The organism is Streptomyces xantholiticus, from assembly GCF_014651015.1.
Classification (GTDB): Bacteria; Actinomycetota; Actinomycetes; order Streptomycetales; family Streptomycetaceae; genus Streptomyces; species Streptomyces xantholiticus.
Map to the genome: position 1 here is coordinate 260,276 of NZ_BMWB01000005.1, position 22,900 is coordinate 283,175.

Genomic DNA, 22,900 nt, shown 5'->3' on the forward strand with positions numbered 1-22,900 from the left:
GACAGCGGGGGTTACTGAATGACGTCACTGAGTGACGCGCCCGCCCGGCGGACCGCCAGGAGCGCCGCGCCGATGTCCGCCGCCGCTCGCGGATCGGACAGGGTGCGGCCCGCCAGCTCCTCGATGCGGCGCAGTCGGTAGCGGACGGTGTTGGGGTGGACGAAGAGACTCCGCGCCGCGTCCGTGGCGGAGCCGGCGGCGGCGTACCAGTGCTCCAGGGTCTCCAGGAGGCGGGAACGCTCCGCGGCCGGGAGATCGAGCAGGGGCTGGAGGACCACCTCCACGAGGTGCGCCGCCTCGGCCGGGGCGGCGGCGACGACCATGGCCAGCGGGTTGTCGTCGAACCGCGCGACGCCGGGGCCGGTGCCCTGGAGGCCGGCCAGAGCCAGACGGGCGAAGCGCAGAGCCTGGGGGGTGTCCCGCAACGAGTGAAAGCACGGGCTGACACCTACGCGGGCGCCCGCGCGGCGCAGGATGCGCAGGCAGGTGCTCTCCGCCGTCGCCGTGGGCAGGGCGGCCAGACCGATCTGCTGGTCGGGCAGCAGCCGCCAGGCGAAGTGGACCTGGGCCTGACGCAGCGCCGTTTCCGTCCCCGCCAGCGGCTCCTCGCCGGGAGCGTCGGCCGCCGCCGCGGCGACCACGTAGGGTCCGCGGTCGGGCAGACCCAGCTCGCGAGCGGCCTCCCACAGCGTGCGGTCGGTGATGACGCCGGTGAACAGCGCCTCCACCAGTGCCGAGCGGCGCGCCTGACGCCGCGACGTCAACTCGGCGGTCGTCTCCCGGTAGGCCGCCGCCACCGCCTCCGCGTAGCGGCCGAACAGGGCCCAGATCTCCGCGGAATGGGACACCAGTTGGGCGTCGGTGACCTCGGGATGGGTGCGTGCCTCGGCGAGGACCTCCGTCCACAGGAGCTCGAAGCCGATCCGGTACGCGTGCAGGGTGTCCGCCAGCGGCACGCCCTGCTCGGCACGGAGGCGGCCGGTCTCCCGGGCCGGGCTCGGGTCCTGCGCGCCCGCGCGGCCGAGCTGGTTCAGGAGCAGGTCCGCATTGGCGGTGCACGAGCGGCGCAGCGAGTCCAAGGGGATCAGCGACTCGTCCTTGTAGGAATCGACGTCCGACCGGATGCGCTGCGCCATCCGCTCGCCCACTTCCGGCAGCCTCGCATGAAGCGCGGAGACCACCCCTGAGAGGTTCATTCCCGCAGCGTAACGCCCCTGTTTTGTACTCGGGAACAATCCGGGAGGGCAGGCGCTGTCATACCGCACATAGGCCGTCGCCACGGACATCTGCACGATGTCGTCAACGTGAACAACGGATTTCGACGGCGACGTTCGTGGAGGCGGTCATGGCCAATCTGGCGGAGTTCCTGGTGGATACGGCACGGCGGCAGCCGGAACGCCCCGCGCTGCAGCTGGGGGGCCAGGTCACCAGCTACGCGGAGCTCGACGAGCGCAGCGCCCGCGCCGCCGCGCTGCTGCGGGCCGAGGGCGTACGAGCGGGAGACCGGGTCGCTCTGATGCTGCCCAACGTTCCCGAGTTCGTCGTCCTGTACTACGGCGTGCTGCGCGCCGGAGCTGTCGTCGTGCCGATGAACCCGTTGCTGAAGACCCGGGAGACCGAGTACCACCTGCGCGACTCGGGCGCCCAGATGCTCTTCGAGTGGCACCAGGCGCCGGGCGAAGGCGCGCAGGGCGCGGCCGCCGCCGGAGTGCGGCACATGGCCGTCGAGCCCGCCGCCTTCGCGGGCCTGCTGGCCGGTCACGAGCCGCTGCCGGAGGTGAGCGAGCCGGACGGCGAGGACGTGGCCGTGCTGCTGTACACCTCCGGCACCACCGGCCGCCCCAAGGGCGCCACGCTCACCCACGCCGGGCTGCGGCACAACACCGAGGTCAACGCGGTCCATGTGCAGCGGATGACCCCGGAGGACGTGGTGGTGGGCTGTCTGCCGCTGTTCCACATCTTCGGCCAGATCTGCACGATGAGCGTGACCGTCCGCGCCGGTGCCTCGCTCACCCTGATCCCCCGCTTCGACCCGCAGACCGTGCTGGACGCCATCGCCCGCGACCGGGCGACGATCTTCGAGGGCGTACCGACCATGTACGCGGCACTGCTCCAGAATCCGTCGGAGGCAGACGTGTCCACGCTGCGGATGTGCGTCTCCGGCGGAGCCTCGCTGCCGGTGGAGATCCTGCACGGCTTCGAGCGTCGCTTCGGCTGCGTGGTGCTGGAGGGCTTCGGCATGTCCGAGACGAGTCCGGTGGTCACCTTCAACCACCCCGACCGGCCGCGCAAGGCCGGGTCCATCGGCACCCCGATCAAGGACGTGGAGGTGCGACTCCTCGACGACAAGGGCCAGGACGTGGCTCCCGGCGAGATCGGCGAACTGGCCGTCCGCGGGCCGAACGTGATGAAGGGGTACTGGAACCGCCCGGAGGAGACGGCGGCCGCCATCCCGGATGGCTGGCTGCGCAGCGGCGACCTCGCGCGCCAGGACGAGGACGGCTACCTGTACATCGTCGACCGCAAGAAGGACATGATCATCCGCGGCGGCTACAACGTCTACCCGCGCGAGATCGAGGAGGTGCTCCACGAGCACCCGGCCGTTGCGCTGGCCGCGGTGGTGGGCGTGGCCGACGCGCATCTGGGCGAGGAGATCGCGGCCGCGGTGGTGCTGCGCCCGAAGGCGCAGGTCACGCCCGACGAGCTCCGGAGGTTCGTCAAGGAGCGGGTGGCGGCGTACAAGTACCCGCGCGAGGTGTGGCTCGTGGACACGCTGCCGACCGGCCCAAGCGGCAAGATCCTCAAAAGAGAGATCAGCGCGCCGGCGGGGTGAGGTAGATGTGGTTGAGTCAGCCGGGTGCCGAGTAGCAACGCCGACGCGTTCCCGGGTTCTCCTCGGCTCCCCGGCCGACGGCGGCACCAGGCAACTGGGCGGATCGGTCACGCCTGTTCGGGTACCACTGCCCCTCCCCGGCCCATGTCCGGGACCGTCTGCCCGTTCACAGGGGACTCCGCACCCCTGCCGCCGCTCCAGCGTGTGCGGTGCCGGCTCAGCAGCCGCAGTCGTCCCCGCCGGCGGGAGCGGTGAGCGGGTCGGGGTCGCGGGTGGTGCGGCCCTGCCAGGTCTCGTACTCGAAGCCCTCCCTGGCCCAGTACTCGAAGCCGCCGAGCATCTCCTTGACCTGGTAGCCGAGTTGGGCAAGGGCGAGGGCAGCGCGGGTGGCGCCGTTGCAGCCGGGGCCCCAGCAGTAGGTGACGACCGGGACGGACTTGTCGAGGAGTTGCTCGGCCTGTTCGGGGATGAGAGCCGTCGGCAGGTGCACGGCGCCGGGGATGTGGCCCTGGTCCCAGGACTCGGTGGAGCGGGAGTCGAGGACGACGAAGCCGGGGTCGCCGCCGGCCGCGAGCGCGGCCTGGACGTCGGAGACATCGGCGTGGAAGGCGAGGCCGGCGCCGAAGTAGGCGGCCGCGGCGGCCGGGGAGGCGGGCGCAACCCGCAGGACGGGGTTGGCGTCCGGCGTCACGGTGATGTCGCTCTGCGTCGTGGTCATGACCAGGAATCTACGGTCGGTGATCGTCTCCAGGAAGTGGGATTCCCCGGTACCTGTCTTGATCGGCCGGGGATTCCCCTGTTGTCTGTCGGCCATGACCGCGTATTCACCGGACGCCACTGACTGGCGCATACTCCAGGCCCTGCAGACCCAGGGCAGGGCCAGCTTCACGGAGCTGGCCAGGGCCGTCTCCATGTCGGCGAGTGCCGTGACCGAGCGGGTGCGACGGCTGGAGGAAGCGGGTGTCATCAAGGGGTACTCGGCCGTCGTGGACGAGGAGCGGCTCGGGCTGCCGATCCTCGCGTTCGTACGGCTTCGCTATCCGAACGGCAACTACAAGCCGTTCCACGATCTGCTGGACACGACGCCCGAGATCCTCGAGGCCCACCACGTCACCGGCGACGACTGTTTCGTGCTGAAGGTGGCGACCCGTTCGATGAGCCACCTCGAAGAGGTGGCGGGAAAGATCGGCGCGCTCGGTTCCGTGACGACGAGCGTCGTGTACTCCTCTCCCCTGCCGCGCCGCCCGATCAGTCGCTGAGCGCCGCCCCGACGCGCAACCGCACCGCCGAGCCGCCGCGGTCCTTGACGACCTCCAGCTGCGCGGGGATGCGGCGGCGCAGGTCGCCCACGTGGCTGACGATGCCGACGCTGCGGTCCCGTTCGCGCAGCGAGTCGAGGACGTCGAGCACCTCGTCGAGGGTCTGGTCGTCGAGGCTGCCGAAGCCCTCGTCGATGAAGAGGGTGTCGAGCCGGACGCCTCCGGCCTCGTCGGTCACCACGTCGGCGAGGCCGAGCGCGAGGGCCAGTGAGGCGAAGAACGTCTCGCCGCCCGACAGGGTGGCCGTGTCGCGTTCCCTCCCGGTCCAGGCGTCGACGACGTGCAGTCCGAGGCCTGCCCGTTTCCCGCCGGTGCGGGCGTCGGAGTGGACGAGGGTGTACCGGCCGGAGGACATGCGCTGCAGCCTTGACGTCGCCGCTGCAGCGACCTGCTCCAGACGGGCCGCCAGCACGTACGACTCGAGACGCATCTTGCGTTCGTTGTCGGCGGACGTGCCGGCGGTCAGCGCCGCGAGGCCGGCGAACCTGTCGTACTCCTCGCGCAGCGGGCCGAGCCGGAGGGTCTCCTGCGTCGCCTGCCGGGACAGCCGGTCGAGTTCGGCGCATCTGGCGCGTGCGGCGTCGAGGGCCGAGGCGGCGTCGCGCAGGGCCCGCTCGGCGGCGTCGTGGACGGCGCGGGCCGCCTGGGGCGCGGCGGGCGGAAGGGCGGCCGCGGCACGGGTGTCGTCTTCCGCGAGCCGGTCGGCGACGGCGGCGGCCTCCGCCTGCCAGGTGTCGATGTGGCGCTGGATGTCGCGCTGCTCGGCGTCCGGGAGGAGCGCGGCGGCTGCTTGTGCCGGGGTGTCGAACCCGGCATGGAAGGCGGCGTCGGCGAGCCGGTCGTCGGCCTCCTTCAGCCGCAGGGCGTTGCCGTCGACGGCCCGTACGGCGTCGGCCGCGGCAGCCAGCAGGCCAACCTGGCCCTCCAGCAGCGCGGCGCGCTCGGCGACGCTGCGGGCACCGCCCCGGGCCCGGCTCGACTCGCTTTCCAGGGCGGCGAGTTCCTGGTCGAGCGCTTCCCGCCTGGAGGTGCGCGCGGCGCTGCGCCGCTCGGCCCCCTGCCGGGCCTCCACCCGCTCCTCGTACTCCCGTTCGGCGCGGGCGAGGGCCTCGCGGGCGCCGTGGATGCCGGCCGCGAGGGCGCGCGCGTCGGCGTACTCGCGCTCCAGGTCCACGACCGCGGCGAGCAGCGCGTCGACCGTCGGGTCCTCTCCCGGCCGCTGGCTCGGCACGGCGGCGCTGCCCGGCGCTGCGACGGTCTCCCGGCGAAGGGCTCCTGGAACGGCTGCCTCACTGCGGGCGCCGGCGTCCGTGATGAGGGGGCCGCGTGTACGGCCGTCGTCCGCACCCTCGGCGCGTCCCCCGGTCGCAGCGGCGCCGTTGCACGGCGCGTCCAACGGGTCGGCTCCGCGCGCCCTCGCCGCCGCCGCTGCGCGGGACTCGTCGACGACCGCGAGCTCCCGCTCGGCCTCCGCCCTGGCCTGCTCGGCGCGCGCGTGTTCCGCGTACGCCGCGTCCTCGGCGGCACGGTCGACGTGACCGGCGTCCGCGCGAGCCGGTGCCGGATGGTCCTGCGAGCCGCAGACCGCGCAGGCCCGGCCGGGGACGAGCGCGGCGGCCAACTCCGCGGCGATGCCCTGGAGTCGGCGCTCCTTGAGGTCGAGCCAAGCCGCCTTGGTCTCGTTGCTCCGCTCATGCCTTGTGCGCAGCCGCTGTGCCGTCCGCTCGGCGCGGGCCGCGAGATCGTCGCGCTCCCGGGCCGCGCGCAGCCGCTCACGGGCCGGTTCGAGTCGGCCGGCAAGGTGTTCGGCACGGGTCGCGGCCTCCTGCGCGGCCGTGATCCGTTCCTGGTGGCCGCGCCGGACGCCGTCCCATTCGGCCAGCCAGCCCGCCGCCTCCGCGAGGATGTCCTCGTCCGCCTGCGCCTGCCGGTCCAGGTCGGCCAGCTCGCGGGTGATGCCGGCGGCGCGGACCTCGGCCCGGCGGGCGGCGTCCAGGGCACCGAACTCCTCGCGCAGCGCCCGTTCTGCGGCGGTGAGCTGGTCCGCCCCGGCGTCGGTGAGTTCGGCGGGAAGCCCGGCGCGGGTCCGCTCGCGCTCCCGGGCCGCGCTCCGGTGCTCGCGCTCGGCGGCTTCGCGCACCCGCAGCGCCGGCTCGACGAGCGCGGCCTTGTGGGCCCGCTCCAGCGTGCTCCGCAGCGTCTCCTGCTCGGCCCGGCGCGCCTCGAGGGCTTCCGAGCGCGCCCGCGCGTCCGCGTGACGGCGCTGGAGCCGGTCCCGTTCCTGTTCGGATTCGAGGGCGTGCCGGGCCGTGGTCCGGCGGCTCTCCGCAGCGGCCAGCCTGCGCTCGGCGATGTCCAGCAGCTCACGGGCGCCGGTGCGGGCGACGGCCGCCCACTGCAGGACCGCGGCCGCGAGCCCGGGGTCGCCGGGCTGCTGTTCGGGGCAAGGCCACTCGGCCGCCGCCGGACCGGCGGCCTGCTCGATCCGGTGTGCCACCGCGAGGAGTTGCTCGTCCCCGGTCCGCACCTGCTGTTCGGCGGCGCGCCGCAGCTCGGCGAGGCGGTCCTCGACGGCGGCGAACCGGCGGGTGTCGAAGAGCCGTCCGAGGAGTTTGCCGCGGGCCTCCGCGTCCGCCCGCAGGAAGCGCGCGAAGTCGCCCTGGGGCAGGAGCACGACCTGGCAGAACTGTTCGCGGCTCATGCCGAGGAGCTGGGTGATCTCCTCCCCGATCTCCTGGTGCGACTTGCTGAGCGCCTGCCATTCGCCGCTCGTGGAGTCGTACTCGCGCAGTGTGCTCTGTGCCCGCTCGGTGACGAAGCCTGTGCCGCGCGCCTTGGGCCGGGGCTGTGCCGGGCGGCGGGTGACCTCCAACCGCCGTCCGGCGACAGTCAGTTCGAGGCGGGCCTCGGTCGGCGTGCCGACCTGGGCGTGGTCGCTGCGCAGCGGCGCGCCGGGGCTCTGACGGGCGCCGGGGACCGCCCCGTACAGCGCGAAGCACACGGCGTCGAGCACGGACGTCTTGCCCGCGCCGGTCGGCCCGTGCAGCAGGAAGATGCCGGAGCTGGCGAGGGCGTCGAAGTCGACTTCCTGGGTGCCGCCGAACGGGCCGAAGGCGGTGACGGTCAGGGTGTGCAGCCTCACCCGGCCACCTCGCGCACACCGGCGTCGACCCGTACGTCCTCGAAGGCGGCGCGCAGGACGGCGCGCTCGCCGTCGTCGGGGCCGTTGCCGCCGCGGACATGGGCGACGAAGTCCTCCGCGATCTGCTGGTCGCTGCGCCCGCGCAGCCGCTGAGCGTACGACGCGGTGGCCTCCTGCGCCGCCCGCTCCGGCTCGAAGACCAGGTGCAGGGTGTGCGGGAAACGTGCGGTGAGCCGGGCCATCGGGTCGGCGGGCCGCACGGCGTCGATGAGGGTCGCCTCCACGAACGACTCCTCGTGGTGGTCGAGCGCCGGGTCCTCCAGCAGTTCCTCGAGTCTGCCGCGCAGCCGGGCAAGGGGGCGCGCCACCGGGCATGCGACGCGCTCGGCGGTGACGGCTCCGGCCGCGTCGAGGTCGACGATCCACATCGTCTTGCGGTGGTCGGTCTCGGAGAAGGAGTAGGCGAGCGGTGAGCCCGAGTAGCGAACCCGCTCGGTGATGGTCTGGCAGCCGTGCAGATGACCGAGGGCGACGTAGTCCACGCCGTGGAAGACGCCGGAGGGGACGGCCGCGACGCCGCCCACGGTGATGTCCCGTTCGCTGTCGCTCTCCTCGCCGCCGACGACGAACGCGTGAGCCAGGACGACGGACCGGGTGCCCGCTTCACGTCCGGCGAGGTCGGCCCGCACTCGCTCCATGGCCGCGGCGAGCACCGTCTCGTGGGCGGTCCGCTCCGCCCGGAACTCGTTTCTGACCAGGGCCGGTTCGAGGTACGGCAGGCCGTAGCAGGCGACCGGGCCGCTTTCGTCGGCGAGCAGCACGGGGGTGCCGCAGCCGGCCGGGTCGGTGCGCAGATGGATGCCGGCCCGCCCGAGGAGACCCGCGCCGACCCCGAGCCGGCGCGCCGAGTCGTGGTTTCCGGAGATCATCACCGTCGGCACGCCCGCGTCGGCGAGCCGGTGCAGCACTTCGTCGAACAGCGCCACGGCGGCCAGCGGCGGCACGGCACGGTCGTAGACGTCTCCCGCGACGAGCACCGCGTCCACGTCCCGTTCGCGCACCGTCGCCACCAGGTGGTCGAGGAACGCGGCTTGGGCGTCGAGCATGCTCACCCGGTGGAACGACCGTCCCAGGTGCCAGTCCGACGTGTGCAGGAGTCTCATGATCGGTGAGCGTATCGGTGGGGTCGGACAATGCGGGCGGCTTCACGCATCTCCGTACGCCTCGCCCCCCAGTTCCAGCCGGGCCGTGCCCGCGGTGACGTCGGCCAGCCACGCCCGGAAGGAGTCGACGTCGGAGTCCGGCAGTCCGATCTCGATCCTGACGGCGTCCGCGTAGCCCACCTCGCGCACGTGACGGCCCGTCGCGCGCAGGTCGTTCTCCAGCTTCCCGGCGCGCTGGTGATCGACGGTGACGGTGGCGAGCCGGAACCGCTTGCGGGTGACGGTGCCGATCGCGTCGAGGGCCTCGCCGACCACTCCCCCGTACGCCCTGATCAGCCCGCCCGCGCCGAGCTTGACGCCGCCGTAGTACCGGGTGACGACGGCGACGGCGTACCGGATCTCGCGCCGCATCAGCATCTGCAGCATGGGCACCCCCGCAGTGCCTCCTGGTTCCCCGTCGTCACTGGCCTTCTGCACGGCGGCGTCGGCGCCGACGACGTAGGCGAAGCAGTTGTGGGTGGCGGTCGGGTGTTCCTTGCGGATGCGGGCGACGAACGCCTGAGCCTCCTCCTCGGTGGCGGCGGGGGCGAGCGCGCAGATGAAGCGCGATCGGTTGATCTCGGTCTCGTGGACGCCCTCGCCGGCGACCGTCCGGTACTGCTCCTGCATCCGGCCACCCTATGCGCCGTCCCGACCGGGATGTTCCACCGGGGAATCCCACGGACCTGCGGCCCGTTCTCCCGGCATGTACGCAGACGCAGAGACGATCCGCAGGATTCTGACGGCCACGGGTGACACCTGGGCGGTGGTCGGCCTGTCCAACAACGAGGCCCGCGCGGCTCACGGCGTGGCCGAGGTGCTCCAGCGCTACGGCAAGCGCATCGTGCCGGTGCATCCGAAGGCGGAGACGGTCCACGGGGAGCAGGGGTACGCAAGCCTCGCCGACATCCCGTTCGAGGTGGACGTCGTGGACGTGTTCGTGAACTCCCGCCTGGCCGGCGAGGTGGCCGACGAGGCGGTCGCCGTCGGCGCGAAGGCCGTCTGGTTCCAGCTCGGTGTGATCGACGAGGCGGCGTACGAGCGCACCCGGGCGGCCGGTCTGGACATGGTCATGGACCGGTGCCCGGCGATCGAGATCCCGCGGCTCGGCTGAACCCGGTCGGCAGACAGCGGCCTCGGACGCCGATCGACGACCACCGCGCCGGGCAGGGCGAAGAACGCCTTGCCCGGCAGGATCGGCTTGCCGCGTGCCGCTCTCACCGGTCGCGGTCTCCATCGACGGAGAAGAGGCCTTGCGCACGCCGAGTTGCTTACGGACGGCGCCGTCGACGTCGACGCGGGTGTGGGACAGCACGAGGCATGCGGCGAACGTGGTCCCGCCGCCGCGCTTGCCGGCCACGACGACGCCGTTGGCGGACCGTTCCAGCACTTTGCGGCCGTAGCGCTCCGCGAAGGCGGCGGTGTCGGCGATCTCCGGGTCGGTGTCGACGTGGACGAGCCGATCGGCGGGGACGTCACCGCGCCGGCCGCGCACGGCCGCCGCGACGGGCGCGACGAGAGGGTCGAGGCAGTCGGGTGCGGGGGTGGCTCTGTCGAAGTCGCCGATGGGTGCGCGCATGTCGCGCACGCCAACACCACTGTCCCCGGCGGCGGTCGGACGTCTCAGCGCACGGGCGGGACGGAGACCGCCATCATCACTTCGACGATCTCCTCACCGTCGTTGCGGTAGGCGTGCGGCACGTTCGCCTCGAAGGTGGCCGAGGTGCCGGCCGGTACGGGGTGGGGCTGCCCGTCGACGACGAGGGTCAGTTCGCCGGTGGTGACGTGCAGCAGTTCCGTCGTGCCGTCCGGGTGGGGGTCGGAGGCGCTCTCGTCGCCGGGCATCAGCCGCCATGACCACAGCTCCAGCGGTCCGCCTCGCTCGTTGCCGACGAGGAGGGTGGTGGAACTGCCGGTGGAGGTGGCCCACATCCGGACGGCCTGCTCCGGCGGGACCAGGCGGACCTGCGGGCCCTGCTCGTAGTCGAGGAGCGTGGTGATGCTGACGCCGAGGGCGTCGGCGAGCTTCACCGTCGTCCCCACGCTGGGATTTGTGCGCGCCTGCTCGATCTGGATGATCATTCCGCGGCTGACGCCGGAGCGGGCCGCGAGGGCGTCCAGGGTGAACCCTCGTTCGCCGCGCCAGTGCTTGAGGTTGCGGGCGAGCGACTGGGTGAGCTGGTCGAGGTCCGACACATTCCGTCCAGGAGTCCGGCGCCGTCCAATATTCTGGATGACAGAGTTTAGTAAATTGCACTACCGTGTGGTGCACCAAATCGTTCACCACACTGTACTGCGAGGCACGCATGACCGCACTCTTCGCCCTGGCCACCAGCCTGCTCTGGGGACTGGCCGACTTCGGCGGCGGGCTGCTCACGCGACGTACGCCCGCGCTCACCGTGGTCGTAGCCTCCCAGTCCGTCGCGGTGCTGGTCCTCGGTGCCGTCGTCGTCGCCACCGGCGGCTTCTCCCAGGCGGGCCCGCAGCTCTGGTACGCCGTGGCGGCCGGCGCCGTGGGACCGGTGGCGATGCTGTGCTTCTACAAGGCGCTCGCGCTCGGCCCCATGGGAGTGGTGTCACCGCTCGGGTCGCTCGGTGTCGCCGTGCCCGTCGGTGTCGGACTGCTGCTGGGCGAGCGGCCGGGCCTGCTGCAGTTCGCGGGCATCGCCGTGGCCGCGGCCGGTATCGTCCTGGCGGGCGGCCCCGAGCTGCGCGGCGCCCCTGTGCAGCGCCAGGCGGTCCTGCTCACGCTCGTCGCGGCCTTCGGCTTCGGCGCCGTACTGGCCCTGATCGCCGAGGCGTCTACCACGCTCACCGGGCTGTTCCTCGCGCTTTTCGTGCAGCGTGTCACCAATGTCGCCGTCGGCGGAGCCGCCCTGTACGTGTCGGTGAAGCGCGGCGGCCCGGCCCTGCCCGAGGACGGCGGCATGCGCACCGTGCTGCGTTCGCTGCCGGCGCTCGCCTTCGTGGGCCTCGCGGACGTCGCCGCCAACGGCACGTACTCGATCGCCGCGCAGAACGGACCCGTCACGGTGGCTGCGGTGCTCGCGAACCTGTACCCGGTGGTGACCGTCCTCGCGGCGCTGATCGTCCTCAAGGAGCGGCTGCGCAGCGTGCAGGCCGCGGGCGCCGGACTGGCGCTGGTGGGCACGGTCCTGCTGGCGAGCGGCTGATCAGCGCTCCTCGAGCTCGACCCGGGCCTCCACCGGCTCCGACAACTCCTCGTCGAGCTCCGCGAGTGCGAGGAGCTGCTCCGGGGTGACCCCTTCCGGAATCGGCACCGGCGCGGGCGTACGCAGCGGCGGCTGCCAGCCGCCCTCCTCGTCCCACCGCCGTACGACCCGGGCGGGAGCACCCGCCACCACCGAGTGGTCGGGCACCTCTCCCCGCACGACCGCGCCCGCCGCCACGACGACATTCCGGCCCAGCCGGGCGCCCGGAAGGATCACCGCCCCCGTCCCCAGCCAGCAGCCGGGCCCGATCTCGACCGGGTCGGTACGCGGCCACTGCTTGCCGACCGGTTCGTGCGGATCGTCGTAACTGTGGTTCGTCGAGGTGATGTAGACGTAAGGACCGCAGTACGTGTCGGAGCCGATGGTCACCCGGGTGTCGGCGATGACATGGCTGCCGCGCCCGAGGACCACACCGTCGCCCAGGGTCAGCACGGTGTCGGGCCCGAGGTCCAGACCGGGCATCATCCCGGCGGTGAGGGTCACCTGTTCGGCGATGATGCAGTGCGCGCCCAGCTCGATCCACGGTTCACCGAAAACGGTTCCCTGGGGGAAGGCCAGCCGGGTGCCGGTCCCGATCCTCCGGAACCGCAGCCGCCCCGGACGCTCCGCCGTGACGGCCCCCGTGTCCTGCACCCACTGCCACGCGCGGTGCACGGCCCGCGTGAGGACGCGGCGGCGCCAGGCGGCCGCCGACGACGTGGTGTTCCTGCTCTTCGGCACTCGCACACGGTAGTCGGCCGCACCGGGCGCGACGGCCCTGACGTGCTGTGACGTTCGCCCCAAGCGCCGTCCGCCGCGCAGCCGCCGACCGGTGTGAAGCGCACGGGCGGATGTGTGGGCCCATGGGTGAAGAACCCTCTCGCCGCCACCGAACTCGGGCGACAGGAGGCCGGGGACGTGCGACGCGTGGCCATGACGCTCCCTCGTTCGGCAACGGGCACCGTACGGAAGGCTGTTGACGGGTCACTGAGAGGGAAGCGAGGGCAAGGGGGCGCAGGGCGGCGCGGTGCCCGGCGTGCACCGGGCACCCCGCCGCATGCCGCGGCAGCCGGGGGCATACCGTGCAGGCAGGCGCGACGGCCGGTGCACACCGGCGAGGACCGGTGAACGCCGGTGGGAGTCAAGAGGGAGCGGGCATGACGGAGCGGGCATTGGTTGCGGGTGTGGGCGGCAGGGAACCCCGTGTCGATCCGGAGGCGTTCGCCGCCCCGACGTCGGTGGTGATGGGTGAGGTCACGCTCGACGCGGGCGCGAGTGTCTGGTACCAGACGGTGCTGCGCGCCGACTGTGGGCCGATCACGATCGGCGCCGGCAGCAACATCCAGGACAACTGCACCGTTCACAGCGATCCCGGGTTCCCCGTCACCGTCGGCGAACGCGTCTCGGTCGGCCACAACGCGATCCTCCACGGCTGCACCGTCGAGGACGACGTCCTCGTCGGCATGGGCGCCACGGTCCTCAACGGCGCGCACATCGGCGCCGGTTCCCTGATCGCGGCTCAGGCACTGGTACCGCAGGGCATGCAGGTGCCGCCGGGTTCCCTGGTCGCGGGGGTGCCCGCGAAGGTACGGCGCGAGCTGACGCAGGAGGAGCAGGAGGGCATCAAGCTCAACGCGGCGGTGTATCTGGACCTGGCGGCGCAGCACCGCGAGGCGCACAAGGGCTGAGGGACCCTGCCCGCCGGCCGCGGCCGCGGCCGGCGACGGGTCAGTCCGTGACGACAGTTTGCGAAGGCTCAGTCCGTTACGGGGACCGGCTCGGCCGCAGGGGCAGAACCGGACTGCGCCGCCACCTTCTTCGCGCGGCTCTTGAGCACCAGCATCGACGTGACACCGATCAGCACCGCGAGGACGAGCCCCAGCCAGGAGAAGCGCTTGAGCCAGGCCTCCGCGACGACGCCGACGGAGTAGATGACCGCCGTCGTGCCGCCCGCCCACAGGATGCCGCCGAGGACATTGGCGACGGCGAACTTCCAGTACGGCATCCGCAGCACACCCGCGAGCGGCCCGGCGAAGATCCTCAGCAGGGCGACGAAGCGGCCGAAGAAGACGGCCCACATGCCCCACTTCTGGAACGACCGCTCGGCCATCGCGATCTGCGCCTCGCCGAAATGCTTGGGGAACCTGCCGCCGAGCCGGGCGAGCAGCGGCCGGCCGCCCCTGCGGCCGATGGCGTACCCGATCGAGTCGCCGATGATGGCGCCCGCCGTCGCGCAGGCGCCGAGGACGTACGGATCGATGTCGCCGTGCTGGGAGGCGAGGAGCGCCGAGCTGACGAGGATGATTTCGCCGGGCAGCGGGATACCGAGGCTCTCGAGCCCGATGACCACCCCCACCAGGACGTAGATGCTGACCGCCGGGACGGTCTCGAGCCACTCCTGGACGTGCAACGCCGCTTCCTCCCGATGTCGCCGGGCCGTCGCCCGTCGTGCGCCCCTCGGCGCACGACGGGCAGCCTACCTGCTCGTTTCCTTGCGCCGCGATGTGCGAGGGCCGCCTCGTCACCTCGGGGGTGCCGGGGCGGCCCGGTCCGTGGCCTGCTGCTCAGCTGTTGGGGCGCAGGGTCCAGACGATGTGCATCTCGCCGGTCACGGCACCGTCGGCGCGCTGGATGGCGACCGTTACGGGGAACTCGGGGCGCTCTCCGGCGTCCAGTTCCTTCACGACGTCGGCGACGGGGCGGCCGAGCGTCGCGGTCGCGGTGAGGACGCCCTTGGCGAGCTTCTTGTAGCTGGTCTCCGCCTTGACCGGGAGCGGCACGGCGCGGCCGAGCTGGTCGCCGAAGGCGGCCAGGACGACGGCACCGCTGGCGGACTCGGCCAGGGTGAACATCGCTCCGGCGTGCGGGCCGCCGACATGGTTGTGGTACTCGGGGTCGTCGGGCAGGCGGAGTACCGCTCGCTCGGCCGTGGTCTCCAGGTACTCCAGCTTGAGGGTCCTGACCATGGGGACGGTGGCGGTAAGCAACTCGCCGATGGACATCTGGTCTGCGCTCATGGCGCGATGTTACCCACGAGTAGCTCCCCTTGGCCATCCCCTGCGGGGCCCGGCCGTGGAAGTGCCCGGCCCGCACCTCTATGGTTACTCGCCATGTGGCCAGGACAGCAGCCGCCCGGGGGCGAGCAGAACCCGCAGGACCAGAACCCGTACCAGCAGCCGGGGTACCAGCAGCCGAATCCGTATCAGCAGCCGGGATACCAGCAGCCGGGGTACCAGCAGCCCAACCCGTACCAGCAGCCGACCGCGCCGCAGTACGCCGTGCCCGGCCAGATGCCCGGGGCGCCGCAGCCGCCCCGCGACGAGAAGAAGAAGACGACGATCGTCGCGATCGTCGCCGCCACCGCCGTGGTCGCGACCGCGGTCGTGACGGGCGTGATCGTCCTGCCGGACGACGACAAGACGTCCGACAAGAGCGCCGACGTCGCCGCCTCGAAGCCGGCCGAGCCGGAGAAGTCGGAGGCCTCGGAGGCCCCCGCTCCGTCACCGACGGAGAACCCGCGCGATGGCGCGGCCGACAAGCCCACCATCGCCGGCTGGAAGGTCGTCACCAACCCCAAGCACGGCACGCAGTTCGACGTTCCGGCCGAATGGGAGGTCGAGAGCTCCGGCACGGCCACCGGCTTCGAGGACGAGAAGAAGGGCGACGGCTCCGCCGTGGTCATGATGTCCGCTCCTGCCCACCTGAAGAGCGAGTGGTGCCTCATCGACGCCGACAAGGACGGCACAGAAGAGGACTACGGCCTGGCCAGCACCGGCACCAAGGGCGGCAAGGGCGCCAAGAACACGGCGGAGGCCGCCACGAACGAGGCCGGGAACTGGGTGTGGGCCGCCTTCGCCCAGACCGAGCCCAAGGGCACCGTGAAGGTGAGTCCGGCCAAGGACTACACGACGAAGTCCGGCCTCAAGGGCAGCGTCGCCATCGCCACGGCCAAGGGCGTCAAGAAGGAGAACAAGTGCGAGACCGACGGCAAGTCGATCGCGTTCAGCTTCAAGAACGCCAAGGGTGACTTCGCCAGCTGGGTGCTGTACTCCAACACGGGCGTGCCGGACGAGGTGCCGGACGCGACGATCCAGCAGATCCTCAGCACGGTACGGCTGGCCGGCTAGACCGCGGACCGAACCGCGTTCCACTCGGTGACGGGCCACGCCCGACCTTCGACAAACCGTTTGGCGAGTCGGCACGGAAGCGGGAACAGTCCTCGGGTGGCACCTCCCGCCGCCGCGCACCGACGCGCTCGCGCCGCCCCGAATGGGCGGACCGCAACTACACACCGCTGACCGCCGTCGTGATCATCACCAACCTGGGAAGCCATGGTGCGCTGATCGCGGCGGCGTTAGCCGTCCTCCAGGCCGGCGGCGACGTCGGCCCGCCACCCGCACACTCCCGCTCGTGCTGTTCCTGCTCATCTGGGGCGCGATCGCCGACAGGGTGCCGAGGCGCCGGGCGATGGTCGCCGCGAACGCCCTGAACTGTGTCTCACAGGCGCTGCTCGTGTTCGCGGTCCTCGCGGGTGAGCCGCGGACAAACGTATCCTCTTCAGCCTCTGCGTCTTCCTGCCTCTCACCCCAAGAGGATATTTCGGGGAAGAATTAGCGAAACCGGATTGCCCAAAAGTCAGAGCCCAGGCGTGGTCGTCGCCTCGCACGCCCGAGCAGGCTTCTCCGTCGGTCTTGACTTGACCGACCCGCTCCATTCTCGGGTAACCGTGCCAGCGGGTGCCGTGGGACGGACCAGGTTCGCGAGGAAGGCTTCGCTCTTACTTTTCGCACGAGCAAGACCAGTATCATCACGAACCCAATAGCTGCCCTCACGATCCTTGAAGGCCGCATATCGCACGGTGAAGGACCCGTCCAGATGGGCGAGTTTCACCGGCATGCCGCTATCAGGGTGCCGTTTCATATCCCTTGCATCAAAGGTCACTTCGGCGCAGGGGGCCACACTTTCGAGCGTTACGAAAAAGTTCACTCGCTCATAGATTGGGCGCTTACCCGCTTCCGTTCGTATCTCTGCCAAGTAAAATTCCAGCAGCACTTCCGAGATTGGGTTGGGTGACTGATTCGCGAAATGTATGCGAGTCGGGCCTTGCGTTTCTTCCACCCAGTAGGCCACCTGTGCGGCTTGGGAGCGCATCGATCGCTCTGCTTCCTCCCTGGACTGCTGCAGTTGCTCTTCGGCGACCCTGGCCCCGTAGTACGTGGCGACGCCAGTGAACATCAAGGTGCCAATGCCGACAGCGGCTCCGATGCCGGTGGCCCACCCTGCAAAGTTGATCCGGCGCCACCAAGGCGAATCGGGCGGTGTTTCCCGAACTCGAACTCTACCTGGGCGCCTGGCCAGTCGAAGCTGAGCATTTCTGCGCGCTCGATGCGTCAATTCCCCTCCCCGGTGGACTGATCGAAGCTGACGCTTCCATTTATCCGCTACTATCCGCAACCCGCTTGGGGCTGCTTCACCTCATTGGGTGAATTCCTTTCGATCTCACATAGGAGCGTTTCAGAAGGGGAGGTCCGGCCTGGCTGCGCCTCGTTTGATGATTGTGACTCGCTCGTGAAAGTCGCGTGTCGCCACCTCGGGCGGGTACCGGGAGCGCAGTTCCTTGTCCAGCTCGTCAGCGACCGAAAGGAGGGATGGGAGGTACTTGCGGTCGGCTTCGAGGGCTGGGGGCCCATGCCTGTGGCTTCTTCTCTGTCGCCGGTGCGGGCGGCGGCGACTCCCAGGGTGAGGCGGGCTTTACTGCGCGCCGTTCTGGCGGCTCCCGTCGTATCGACGTGCACTGGTGTGGCCGCAGTGGCTGTCCATCGGGGTCGCGGATGAGGACTCGTCGCCGCCGCTCGGTGACACCCCTTCTGTCCGGGGAAGCGGCGCCGCGGGGGTAGGGGCCGGCGCGGGGCGCGGGGGCGCCTGCGGCGGGCGTTCCCCCCTCGCTCCCCGCCCCTTCCCGAAACCGGGCTCCGCCCGGAGCCGTACCGCGCTTCGCGCGGTGTTCCGGGGGCTCCTCCCCCCGACGCCGGCGGAGTGGAGGACCCACACAGGACCCCCGCGCCTCAAACGTCGGCGAGGCTGATCTGGCGCAGCGAAATCAAGCCTGTCTGGGGGCATCTCCGGCCGCCAGGCCGTAGGGGAGATTGAGGACACCGCGCGAAGCGCGGTACGGGCCCGGGGCTTGCCCCGGTTTCGGGAAGGGTGACGGGGTGGGGCACACGCCCGCCGCAGGCGCGACCCTCAGCTCACCGTGAACGCCCCCTCCGGCGGCTCCGGCGACGGCTTCGCCGACGCGTCGTCGACCGGCACCGCGTCCCCCCGCAGCCGCGCCACCCCGGCACCCTCCTCGACCCGCGCCGGAAACGCGTCCGACGCCGTCCGTCGCGCCAGCGCCCCTGTGGCGAGCGGTGAGCGGGACGCCAGCAGCACCGCGTTGCCGAAGCGGCGGCCCCGCAGCACCGACGGTTCGGCGATCAGCGCCAGTTCCACGAACACCTCCGCGAAGGTGGCCAGTTGTGAACCGAGGAAGGTGAACGGCGCGCCGTCGGCGAGGTTTGCCGCGTAGACGCCGGACGGCCGCAGTACCCGCTCGGCGGCTCGCGCGTAACCGACCGTGGTCAGGTGGGCGGGGACCCGCGAGCCGCCGAAGACGTCGGCGACGATCAGGTCCACGGAGTCGGGGGGCGCGGCATCCACCCAGGCCCGCGCGTCGGCCTGGTGCACGGTGATCCCGGAGCCGTCCGGCAGCGGCAGATGTTCCGCGACCAGGGCGACGAGCCCGGCGTCGGCCTCGACGACGTCCTGCCGCGACCCGGGACGGGTCGCCGCGACGTAGCGGGGCAGGGTGAGGGCCCCGCCCCCGAGGTGGAGCACGGACAGCGGCGCCCCTTCCTCCGCGGCGCAATCGACGACATGGCCAAGCCTGCGCGCGTACTCGAATTCGAGGTGCGTCGGATCGTCGAGGTCGACGTACGACTGCGGTGCGCCGTCGACGGTCAGCAGCCAGGCACGGTCCCGGTCGACGTCGGGCATGAGCTTGGCGATGCCGCCGTCGACGGCGCGCAGGACGGGGACGGGCTCGTTCACCCGCCCATTGTCCCGCCCCGCGCATCACGGTCACCTCACGGCGCCGTGTCACAGCACGGCCGTCACCGTCCCCGCACCCACCGTGCGACCGCCCTCGCGGATCGCGAAGCCGAGCCCCGGCTCCAGCGGTACCTCCCGGCCGAGCTCGACGGTCAGCGAGACCGTGTCGCCGGGGCGTGCCACAGCCGCTTCGCCGAGGTCGATGTCGCCGACGACGTCCGCGGTGCGGATGTAGAACTGCGGCCGGTAGCCGGTGGCGACCGGCGTGGCCCGGCCGCCCTCGCGGGCCGAGAGCACGTACACCTGCGCCCTGAAGCGCCGGCTCGGCGCGACGCTGCCGGGGGCGGCGACGACATGGCCGCGCCGGACCTGGTCGCGGTGGACACCGCGCAGCAGCAGGGCCACGTTGTCCCCCGCCTCCGCGGACTCCATCGACTTGCCGAAGGTCTCCAGGCCGGTCACCACCGTCTCGGTGTCCGCGCCGAGCACCTGGACCCGGTCACCGATGCGTACGGTGCCCCGCTCGACGGCGCCGGTGACGACGGTTCCGCGCCCGGTGATGGTGAGGACGTTCTCCACCGGCAGCAGGAACGGTGCGTCGGTGTACCTGACCGGCATCGGCACATACGTGTCGACGGCGTCGAGCAGTGCCTCGATCGCGGCGGTCCAGCGCGGGTCGCCCTCGAGGGCCCGCAGGCCGGAGACCCGCACCACCGGCGCGGCGTCGCCGCCGTACCCGTGCGCGGTGAGCAGATCACGGACCTCGAGCTCCACGAGGTCGGTCAGCTCGTCGTCGCCCGCGTCGGCCTTGTTGAGGGCGACGACGACGTGGTCGACGCCGACCTGGCGGGCCAGCAGGACGTGCTCCGCGGTCTGCGGCATGACGCCGTCGAGTGCGGAGACGACGAGGATCGCCCCGTCGAGCTGCGCGGCGCCGGTGACCATGTTCTTCACGTAGTCGGCGTGGCCCGGCATGTCCACGTGGGCGTAGTGGCGGGTGTCGGTCTCGTACTCGACGTGCGCGATGTTGATGGTGATGCCGCGACTGGCCTCCTCCGGCGCCCGGTCGATGCGGTCGAACGGCACGAACGTGCCGTTCCCGCGCTCGCTGAGGACCTTGGTGATGGCGGCGGTCAGCGTCGTCTTGCCGTGGTCGACGTGCCCCATGGTGCCGATGTTGAGGTGCGGCTTGGTCCGCACGTAAGCCGTCTTGGGCATGGCGAAGTCGTTCCTTCCCGGAACTCGGCAGCTCGTCGGGACCCCTGGGCCTGGCCGACCCTCCCCCTGCGGGGTCCACGGACGATCCGGGAAGAGTCAGCTTCGGGCGCCGTCGAGGGGTGCCCCGGCGGCCGCGGCCGCTGCGAAAGCGGTGGCGGCCGCGCCGGCGGCTGTGGCGCCGACGGAGACTGCGGCAACGGCAGTTGCGGCACCCTCCGCTGCGGGAACGGCAGCCTTCGGCGCGTCCGCGACTGCGGACCACGCTGCGAGGAAGGCGTACCGGAACATGCGTCGATGATCGCCCATGCCCCGCACGGCGTCGAATGGTTTTTCCCGGTACGTCACTTGGGGACGGCGCGCTGTCAGAGGTGCTTCAGCGCCTCGCGCACGGACAGCGGTGACAGCCGGTCCCGCGCTCCGTCGACGAAGTCCCGTACCGCGTCCGGGTCGGTCCTGGAGTACTCCCGCAGCGCCCAGCCGATCGCCTTGCGGATGAAGAAGTCCGGGTGGTCCGCCCTGCGGAGACAGTGGTCGAACAGCCTTCCACTGTCCGTCGCGCCCCGGAAGCGCAGCTGGTGGAGAAGGGCCGTGCGGGCGACCCATCTGTCGTCGTCGATCCATGCGTCCATGACCGATCCGAGCGCCGGATCGGCGGCCACCAGCGGTCCGACGACATGCACGGCGAGCACATCGACGGTGTCCCACCAGGGAACGGTGGTGATCAGCCGGTGCGCCACGGGAAGGAAGCCGGAGGAGCAGCGGCCGACGTGGCGGCGCAGATAGTCGGCTGCGAAGTAGTGGTACTCCCGCTCGGGCAGCGCCCAGCAGCGCAGCGCGACGGCCGTGCAGTCGGCCTCGTCGGGCCGGGGCGTGCCGGCGAGGACCGTACGGGACAGTGCCCGGCGTTCGGGTGCGGGGACACCGAGGAAGGGAGCAACGCCTTTCATGTACGCGGCGGCCTGCGCGGCCCTGTCGGCGTCCCCAGCGGCCGGACAGACGGCCACGAGCCGTTCCATGACGGTGTCGGCGAGATCGCTGCGCGGTACGGCATGCGTCATACGGCACACATTACGGCGATCACACGCAGGTGTCGGTTAGTCTCCCCGGATGCTCGACCTCGTCCCCAGGCCGGCATCCGGTCTCACCGTCCGCTGCACCAGGGCCCTGTTCTCGCCCTGGTCGCGGTTGTCCCTTCTCGCGGTGCTGCTCGCCTCCGCCGCCGTGACGGTGGTGATCTACGAACCGCAGAGACTGCTCTCCGCGGGCTGGCCGCAGTTGAGCGGTGCGGCGGCCGTGGTCCTGTTCGGCGTCGGGTACGGGGTCTGCACGGCCGCGTTCGTGCCCCGGCCGATCCTCAATCTGGCTGCCGGGGCGCTGTTCGGTTCGCAGGCCGGGCTCGTGGCGGCGATCGCCGGCACGGTGCTGGGCGCCGGAATCGCTTTCACTCTGGGCCGGTTGCTCGGGCAGGACGCGCTGCGGCCGCTGCTGCGGGGGCGGGTGCTGAAGGCGGTCGACGGGCAGCTCAGCCGGCACGGTTTCCGTTCCATGCTGGCGATCCGGTTGTTCCCGGGCGTGCCGTTCGCCGCCGCCAACTACTGCGCGGCCGTCTCCCGCATGGGCTGTCTGCCCTTTCTGCTGGCGACCGGGCTCGGCTCGATCCCCAACACGGCGGCGTACGTGGTCGCCGGCAGCCGGGCCGGCTCCCCGACGTCGCCGGCGTTCCTGATCGCGATGGGATTCATCGTGGTGACGGGGCTGGCGGCCGCGGCGGTCGCCTGGGCCAAGCGCCACCGGCTGCGCGGCGCCGAGAGCTGACCTGCATCCACGAGCTCCCCAGGGGCCGGAGCGGCAGGGCCTGCCGCGAGCCCTTCATTTCGGGACGCTACGCTGCCACCCGGCGCCGGCCCGATGACGTACGTGAGTCGTATCTCACGGGTCATGTGCCTTCGCGCGCGCCTGACAGACCGTGACCAGCCTTTGGGTGGCGTAGCTTTCATGTCTTGGTTCGAATCATTCATCCTCGGGCTCGTCCAGGGGCTGACGGAGTTCCTTCCCATCTCCTCCAGCGCGCATCTGCGGCTCACCGCCGCTTTCGCCGGCTGGCACGACCCGGGAGCCGCGTTCACCGCGATCACCCAGATCGGCACGGAGACGGCCGTCCTCATCTACTTCCGCAAGGACATCGGGAGGATCCTGTCCGCCTGGTTCCGCTCGCTCACCGACAAGGCGATGCGCGGCGACCACGACGCCCAGATGGGCTGGCTGGTGATCATCGGTTCCATCCCGATCGGTGTGCTCGGCGTCACACTCAAGGACCAGATCGAGGGCCCGTTCCGTGATCTGCGGCTCATCGCGACGACCCTGATCGGCATGGGCATCGTCCTCGGCATCGCGGACCGGCTGGCCGCACGCGACGAGGCGGGCGGCCGGCACCGGGTGGTCAAGGAGCGCAAGACGCTCAAGGACCTGAGCGTGCGGGACGGTCTGGTCTTCGGCGTCTGCCAGGCGATGGCCCTGATCCCGGGCGTCTCCCGGTCCGGTGCGACCATCAGCGGCGGTCTGCTGATGGGCTACACCCGAGAGGCGGCGGCCCGTTACTCGTTCCTGCTGGCGATCCCGGCCGTGCTGGCCTCCGGGCTGTTCGAGCTGACCGAGGCGGGCGAGGGCCATGTGTCCTGGGGGCCGACGATCTTCGCCACGTTCATCGCCTTCGGTGTGGGCTACGCGGTGATCGCCTGGTTCATGAAATTCATCACTACGAAGAGCTTCATGCCGTTCGTGATCTACCGGATTCTGCTCGGAGTTCTGCTGTTCGTCCTGGTGGGGGCGGGTGTGCTGAGCCCGCACGCGGGTGAGTCGGGCGGCTGAGCCGCCGGTTCGCGGGG

22 protein-coding genes and 2 pseudogenes are annotated in these 22,900 nt (G+C 71.5%); 9 read left to right on the forward strand and 15 right to left on the reverse strand.

Annotated elements, in window-relative coordinates:
* Positions 1-11: 11 nt before the first annotated feature.
* Positions 12-1,181: a PucR family transcriptional regulator gene (locus tag IE198_RS11710; protein ID WP_189885648.1), complete on the reverse strand. Its 1,170-nt coding sequence runs from the start codon at positions 1,179-1,181 to the stop codon at positions 12-14.
* 164 nt (positions 1,182-1,345) lie between these two features.
* On the opposite strand from IE198_RS11710, the gene IE198_RS11715 reads away from it, so the two are divergent.
* A complete protein-coding gene (locus IE198_RS11715) occupies positions 1,346-2,833 on the forward strand; it encodes a long-chain-fatty-acid--CoA ligase (RefSeq protein WP_189885508.1) in 1,488 nt (495 codons plus the stop codon).
* Between the two features lie 217 nt (positions 2,834-3,050).
* On the opposite strand, the gene IE198_RS11720 is transcribed toward IE198_RS11715, so the two are convergent.
* On the reverse strand, positions 3,051-3,551 hold the full coding sequence (locus tag IE198_RS11720; protein WP_189885509.1) for a rhodanese-like domain-containing protein: 501 nt from the start codon (positions 3,549-3,551) through the stop codon (positions 3,051-3,053).
* Positions 3,552-3,645: 94 nt separating this feature from the next.
* Between IE198_RS11720 and IE198_RS11725 the strand changes: the two genes are divergently transcribed.
* Positions 3,646-4,092: an Lrp/AsnC family transcriptional regulator gene (locus IE198_RS11725; protein ID WP_189885511.1), complete on the forward strand. Its 447-nt coding sequence runs from the start codon at positions 3,646-3,648 to the stop codon at positions 4,090-4,092.
* On the opposite strand, the gene IE198_RS11730 is transcribed toward IE198_RS11725, so the two are convergent.
* From IE198_RS11730 to IE198_RS11740, 3 genes are read right to left on the reverse strand one after another with little or no spacing between them, the layout of a single operon-like run.
* A complete protein-coding gene (locus tag IE198_RS11730; protein WP_189885513.1) occupies positions 4,082-7,294 on the reverse strand; it encodes an AAA family ATPase in 3,213 nt (1,070 codons plus the stop codon). The genes IE198_RS11725 and IE198_RS11730 overlap by 11 nt on opposite strands.
* Positions 7,291-8,457, reverse strand: coding sequence for an exonuclease SbcCD subunit D (locus IE198_RS11735; protein ID WP_189885515.1), 1,167 nt, complete (start codon positions 8,455-8,457; stop codon positions 7,291-7,293). The genes IE198_RS11730 and IE198_RS11735 overlap by 4 nt, the downstream gene beginning before the upstream one ends.
* A 42-nt stretch (positions 8,458-8,499) precedes the next feature.
* A complete protein-coding gene (locus tag IE198_RS11740) occupies positions 8,500-9,126 on the reverse strand; it encodes a YigZ family protein (protein ID WP_189885517.1) in 627 nt (208 codons plus the stop codon).
* 76 nt (positions 9,127-9,202) lie between these two features.
* On the opposite strand from IE198_RS11740, the gene IE198_RS11745 reads away from it, so the two are divergent.
* Entirely contained in the window at positions 9,203-9,610 is a 408-nt protein-coding gene (locus tag IE198_RS11745; RefSeq protein WP_189885519.1) for a CoA-binding protein, read from the forward strand.
* A 32-nt stretch (positions 9,611-9,642) separates the two neighbouring features.
* On the opposite strand, the pseudogene IE198_RS35115 reads toward IE198_RS11745, so the two are convergent.
* Together IE198_RS35115 and IE198_RS11750 are read right to left on the reverse strand one after the other, a co-directional pair.
* Positions 9,643-10,075 (reverse strand): annotated as a pseudogene (locus IE198_RS35115) (YbaK/EbsC family protein); the annotation flags it as partial.
* Between the two features lie 44 nt (positions 10,076-10,119).
* Positions 10,120-10,692, reverse strand: a complete 573-nt coding sequence (locus IE198_RS11750; protein ID WP_189885521.1) for a helix-turn-helix domain-containing protein — start codon at positions 10,690-10,692, stop codon at positions 10,120-10,122.
* A 110-nt stretch (positions 10,693-10,802) separates the two neighbouring features.
* Between IE198_RS11750 and IE198_RS11755 the strand changes: the two genes are divergently transcribed.
* Positions 10,803-11,669 (forward strand): EamA family transporter, encoded by an 867-nt coding sequence (locus IE198_RS11755; protein ID WP_189885523.1) that lies wholly within the window; start codon positions 10,803-10,805, stop codon positions 11,667-11,669.
* Here the strand turns inward: IE198_RS11755 and IE198_RS11760 are convergent, their stop codons facing one another.
* The gene (locus IE198_RS11760) at positions 11,670-12,449 is read right to left on the reverse strand and encodes an acyltransferase (RefSeq protein ID WP_189885525.1); all 780 of its coding nucleotides are present in this window, start codon (positions 12,447-12,449) and stop codon (positions 11,670-11,672) included.
* Positions 12,450-12,865: 416 nt separating this feature from the next.
* Between IE198_RS11760 and IE198_RS11765 the strand changes: the two genes are divergently transcribed.
* Complete coding sequence (locus IE198_RS11765) at positions 12,866-13,396, forward strand: gamma carbonic anhydrase family protein (RefSeq protein WP_189885527.1); 531 nt, start codon at positions 12,866-12,868, stop codon at positions 13,394-13,396.
* A 68-nt stretch (positions 13,397-13,464) separates the two neighbouring features.
* On the opposite strand, the gene IE198_RS11770 is transcribed toward IE198_RS11765, so the two are convergent.
* Both IE198_RS11770 and IE198_RS11775 read right to left on the reverse strand, forming a co-directional pair.
* The gene (locus tag IE198_RS11770) at positions 13,465-14,118 is read right to left on the reverse strand and encodes a DedA family protein (protein WP_189885529.1); all 654 of its coding nucleotides are present in this window, start codon (positions 14,116-14,118) and stop codon (positions 13,465-13,467) included.
* Positions 14,119-14,272: 154 nt separating this feature from the next.
* Complete coding sequence (locus IE198_RS11775) at positions 14,273-14,725, reverse strand: DUF4442 domain-containing protein (RefSeq protein WP_100106078.1); 453 nt, start codon at positions 14,723-14,725, stop codon at positions 14,273-14,275.
* Positions 14,726-14,818: 93 nt separating this feature from the next.
* Here IE198_RS11775 and IE198_RS11780 point away from each other — a divergent pair, with 93 nt between their 5' ends.
* Together IE198_RS11780 and IE198_RS11785 are read left to right on the forward strand one after the other, a co-directional pair.
* Positions 14,819-15,835, forward strand: a complete 1,017-nt coding sequence (locus IE198_RS11780; protein ID WP_189885531.1) for a DUF8017 domain-containing protein — start codon at positions 14,819-14,821, stop codon at positions 15,833-15,835.
* 167 nt (positions 15,836-16,002) lie between these two features.
* Positions 16,003-16,250 (forward strand): annotated as a pseudogene (locus IE198_RS11785) (MFS transporter); the annotation flags it as partial.
* A gap of 93 nt (positions 16,251-16,343) precedes the next feature.
* Here IE198_RS11785 and IE198_RS11790 read toward each other — a convergent pair.
* From IE198_RS11790 to IE198_RS11810, 5 genes are all read right to left on the reverse strand, one after another.
* Complete coding sequence (locus tag IE198_RS11790; RefSeq protein WP_189885533.1) at positions 16,344-16,943, reverse strand: hypothetical protein; 600 nt, start codon at positions 16,941-16,943, stop codon at positions 16,344-16,346.
* A gap of 1,008 nt (positions 16,944-17,951) precedes the next feature.
* Positions 17,952-18,797 carry a spermidine synthase gene (locus IE198_RS11795; RefSeq protein ID WP_189885535.1) on the reverse strand — a complete coding sequence of 282 codons (846 nt, stop codon included), beginning with the start codon at positions 18,795-18,797 and terminating at the stop codon, positions 17,952-17,954.
* A 48-nt stretch (positions 18,798-18,845) separates the two neighbouring features.
* Positions 18,846-20,015: an elongation factor Tu gene (gene tuf, locus IE198_RS11800; protein ID WP_189885538.1), complete on the reverse strand. Its 1,170-nt coding sequence runs from the start codon at positions 20,013-20,015 to the stop codon at positions 18,846-18,848.
* Between the two features lie 96 nt (positions 20,016-20,111).
* Positions 20,112-20,303 (reverse strand): hypothetical protein, encoded by a 192-nt coding sequence (locus tag IE198_RS11805; RefSeq protein WP_189885540.1) that lies wholly within the window; start codon positions 20,301-20,303, stop codon positions 20,112-20,114.
* 74 nt (positions 20,304-20,377) lie between these two features.
* Positions 20,378-21,073 (reverse strand): DNA alkylation repair protein, encoded by a 696-nt coding sequence (locus tag IE198_RS11810; protein ID WP_189885542.1) that lies wholly within the window; start codon positions 21,071-21,073, stop codon positions 20,378-20,380.
* A gap of 49 nt (positions 21,074-21,122) precedes the next feature.
* Between IE198_RS11810 and IE198_RS11815 the strand changes: the two genes are divergently transcribed.
* Together IE198_RS11815 and IE198_RS11820 are read left to right on the forward strand one after the other, a co-directional pair.
* The gene (locus IE198_RS11815; protein ID WP_189885543.1) at positions 21,123-21,830 is read left to right on the forward strand and encodes a TVP38/TMEM64 family protein; all 708 of its coding nucleotides are present in this window, start codon (positions 21,123-21,125) and stop codon (positions 21,828-21,830) included.
* A gap of 180 nt (positions 21,831-22,010) precedes the next feature.
* Positions 22,011-22,883 carry an undecaprenyl-diphosphate phosphatase gene (locus tag IE198_RS11820; protein WP_189885545.1) on the forward strand — a complete coding sequence of 291 codons (873 nt, stop codon included), beginning with the start codon at positions 22,011-22,013 and terminating at the stop codon, positions 22,881-22,883.
* The last annotated feature ends 17 nt before the right edge of the window (positions 22,884-22,900 follow it).

Bases quoted from the DNA above. Each gene is read 5' to 3' on its own strand.
- IE198_RS11775 (WP_100106078.1), bottom strand. From the start codon at position 14,725: ATGAGCGCAGACCAGATGTCCATCGGCGAGTTGCTTACCGCCACCGTC.
- IE198_RS11765 (WP_189885527.1), top strand. From the start codon at position 12,866: ATGACGGAGCGGGCATTGGTTGCGGGTGTGGGCGGCAGGGAACCCCGT.
- tuf (WP_189885538.1), bottom strand. From the start codon at position 20,015: ATGCCCAAGACGGCTTACGTGCGGACCAAGCCGCACCTCAACATCGGC.
- IE198_RS11820 (WP_189885545.1), top strand. From the start codon at position 22,011: ATGTCTTGGTTCGAATCATTCATCCTCGGGCTCGTCCAGGGGCTGACG.
- IE198_RS11790 (WP_189885533.1), bottom strand. From the start codon at position 16,943: ATGTTCACTGGCGTCGCCACGTACTACGGGGCCAGGGTCGCCGAAGAG.
- IE198_RS11755 (WP_189885523.1), top strand. From the start codon at position 10,803: ATGACCGCACTCTTCGCCCTGGCCACCAGCCTGCTCTGGGGACTGGCC.
- IE198_RS11725 (WP_189885511.1), top strand. From the start codon at position 3,646: ATGACCGCGTATTCACCGGACGCCACTGACTGGCGCATACTCCAGGCC.
- IE198_RS11805 (WP_189885540.1), bottom strand. From the start codon at position 20,303: ATGTTCCGGTACGCCTTCCTCGCAGCGTGGTCCGCAGTCGCGGACGCG.
- IE198_RS11740 (WP_189885517.1), bottom strand. From the start codon at position 9,126: ATGCAGGAGCAGTACCGGACGGTCGCCGGCGAGGGCGTCCACGAGACC.
- IE198_RS11780 (WP_189885531.1), top strand. From the start codon at position 14,819: ATGTGGCCAGGACAGCAGCCGCCCGGGGGCGAGCAGAACCCGCAGGAC.
- IE198_RS11715 (WP_189885508.1), top strand. From the start codon at position 1,346: ATGGCCAATCTGGCGGAGTTCCTGGTGGATACGGCACGGCGGCAGCCG.
- IE198_RS11745 (WP_189885519.1), top strand. From the start codon at position 9,203: ATGTACGCAGACGCAGAGACGATCCGCAGGATTCTGACGGCCACGGGT.
- IE198_RS11735 (WP_189885515.1), bottom strand. From the start codon at position 8,457: ATGAGACTCCTGCACACGTCGGACTGGCACCTGGGACGGTCGTTCCAC.
- IE198_RS11815 (WP_189885543.1), top strand. From the start codon at position 21,123: ATGCTCGACCTCGTCCCCAGGCCGGCATCCGGTCTCACCGTCCGCTGC.
- IE198_RS11720 (WP_189885509.1), bottom strand. From the start codon at position 3,551: ATGACCACGACGCAGAGCGACATCACCGTGACGCCGGACGCCAACCCC.
- IE198_RS11810 (WP_189885542.1), bottom strand. From the start codon at position 21,073: ATGACGCATGCCGTACCGCGCAGCGATCTCGCCGACACCGTCATGGAA.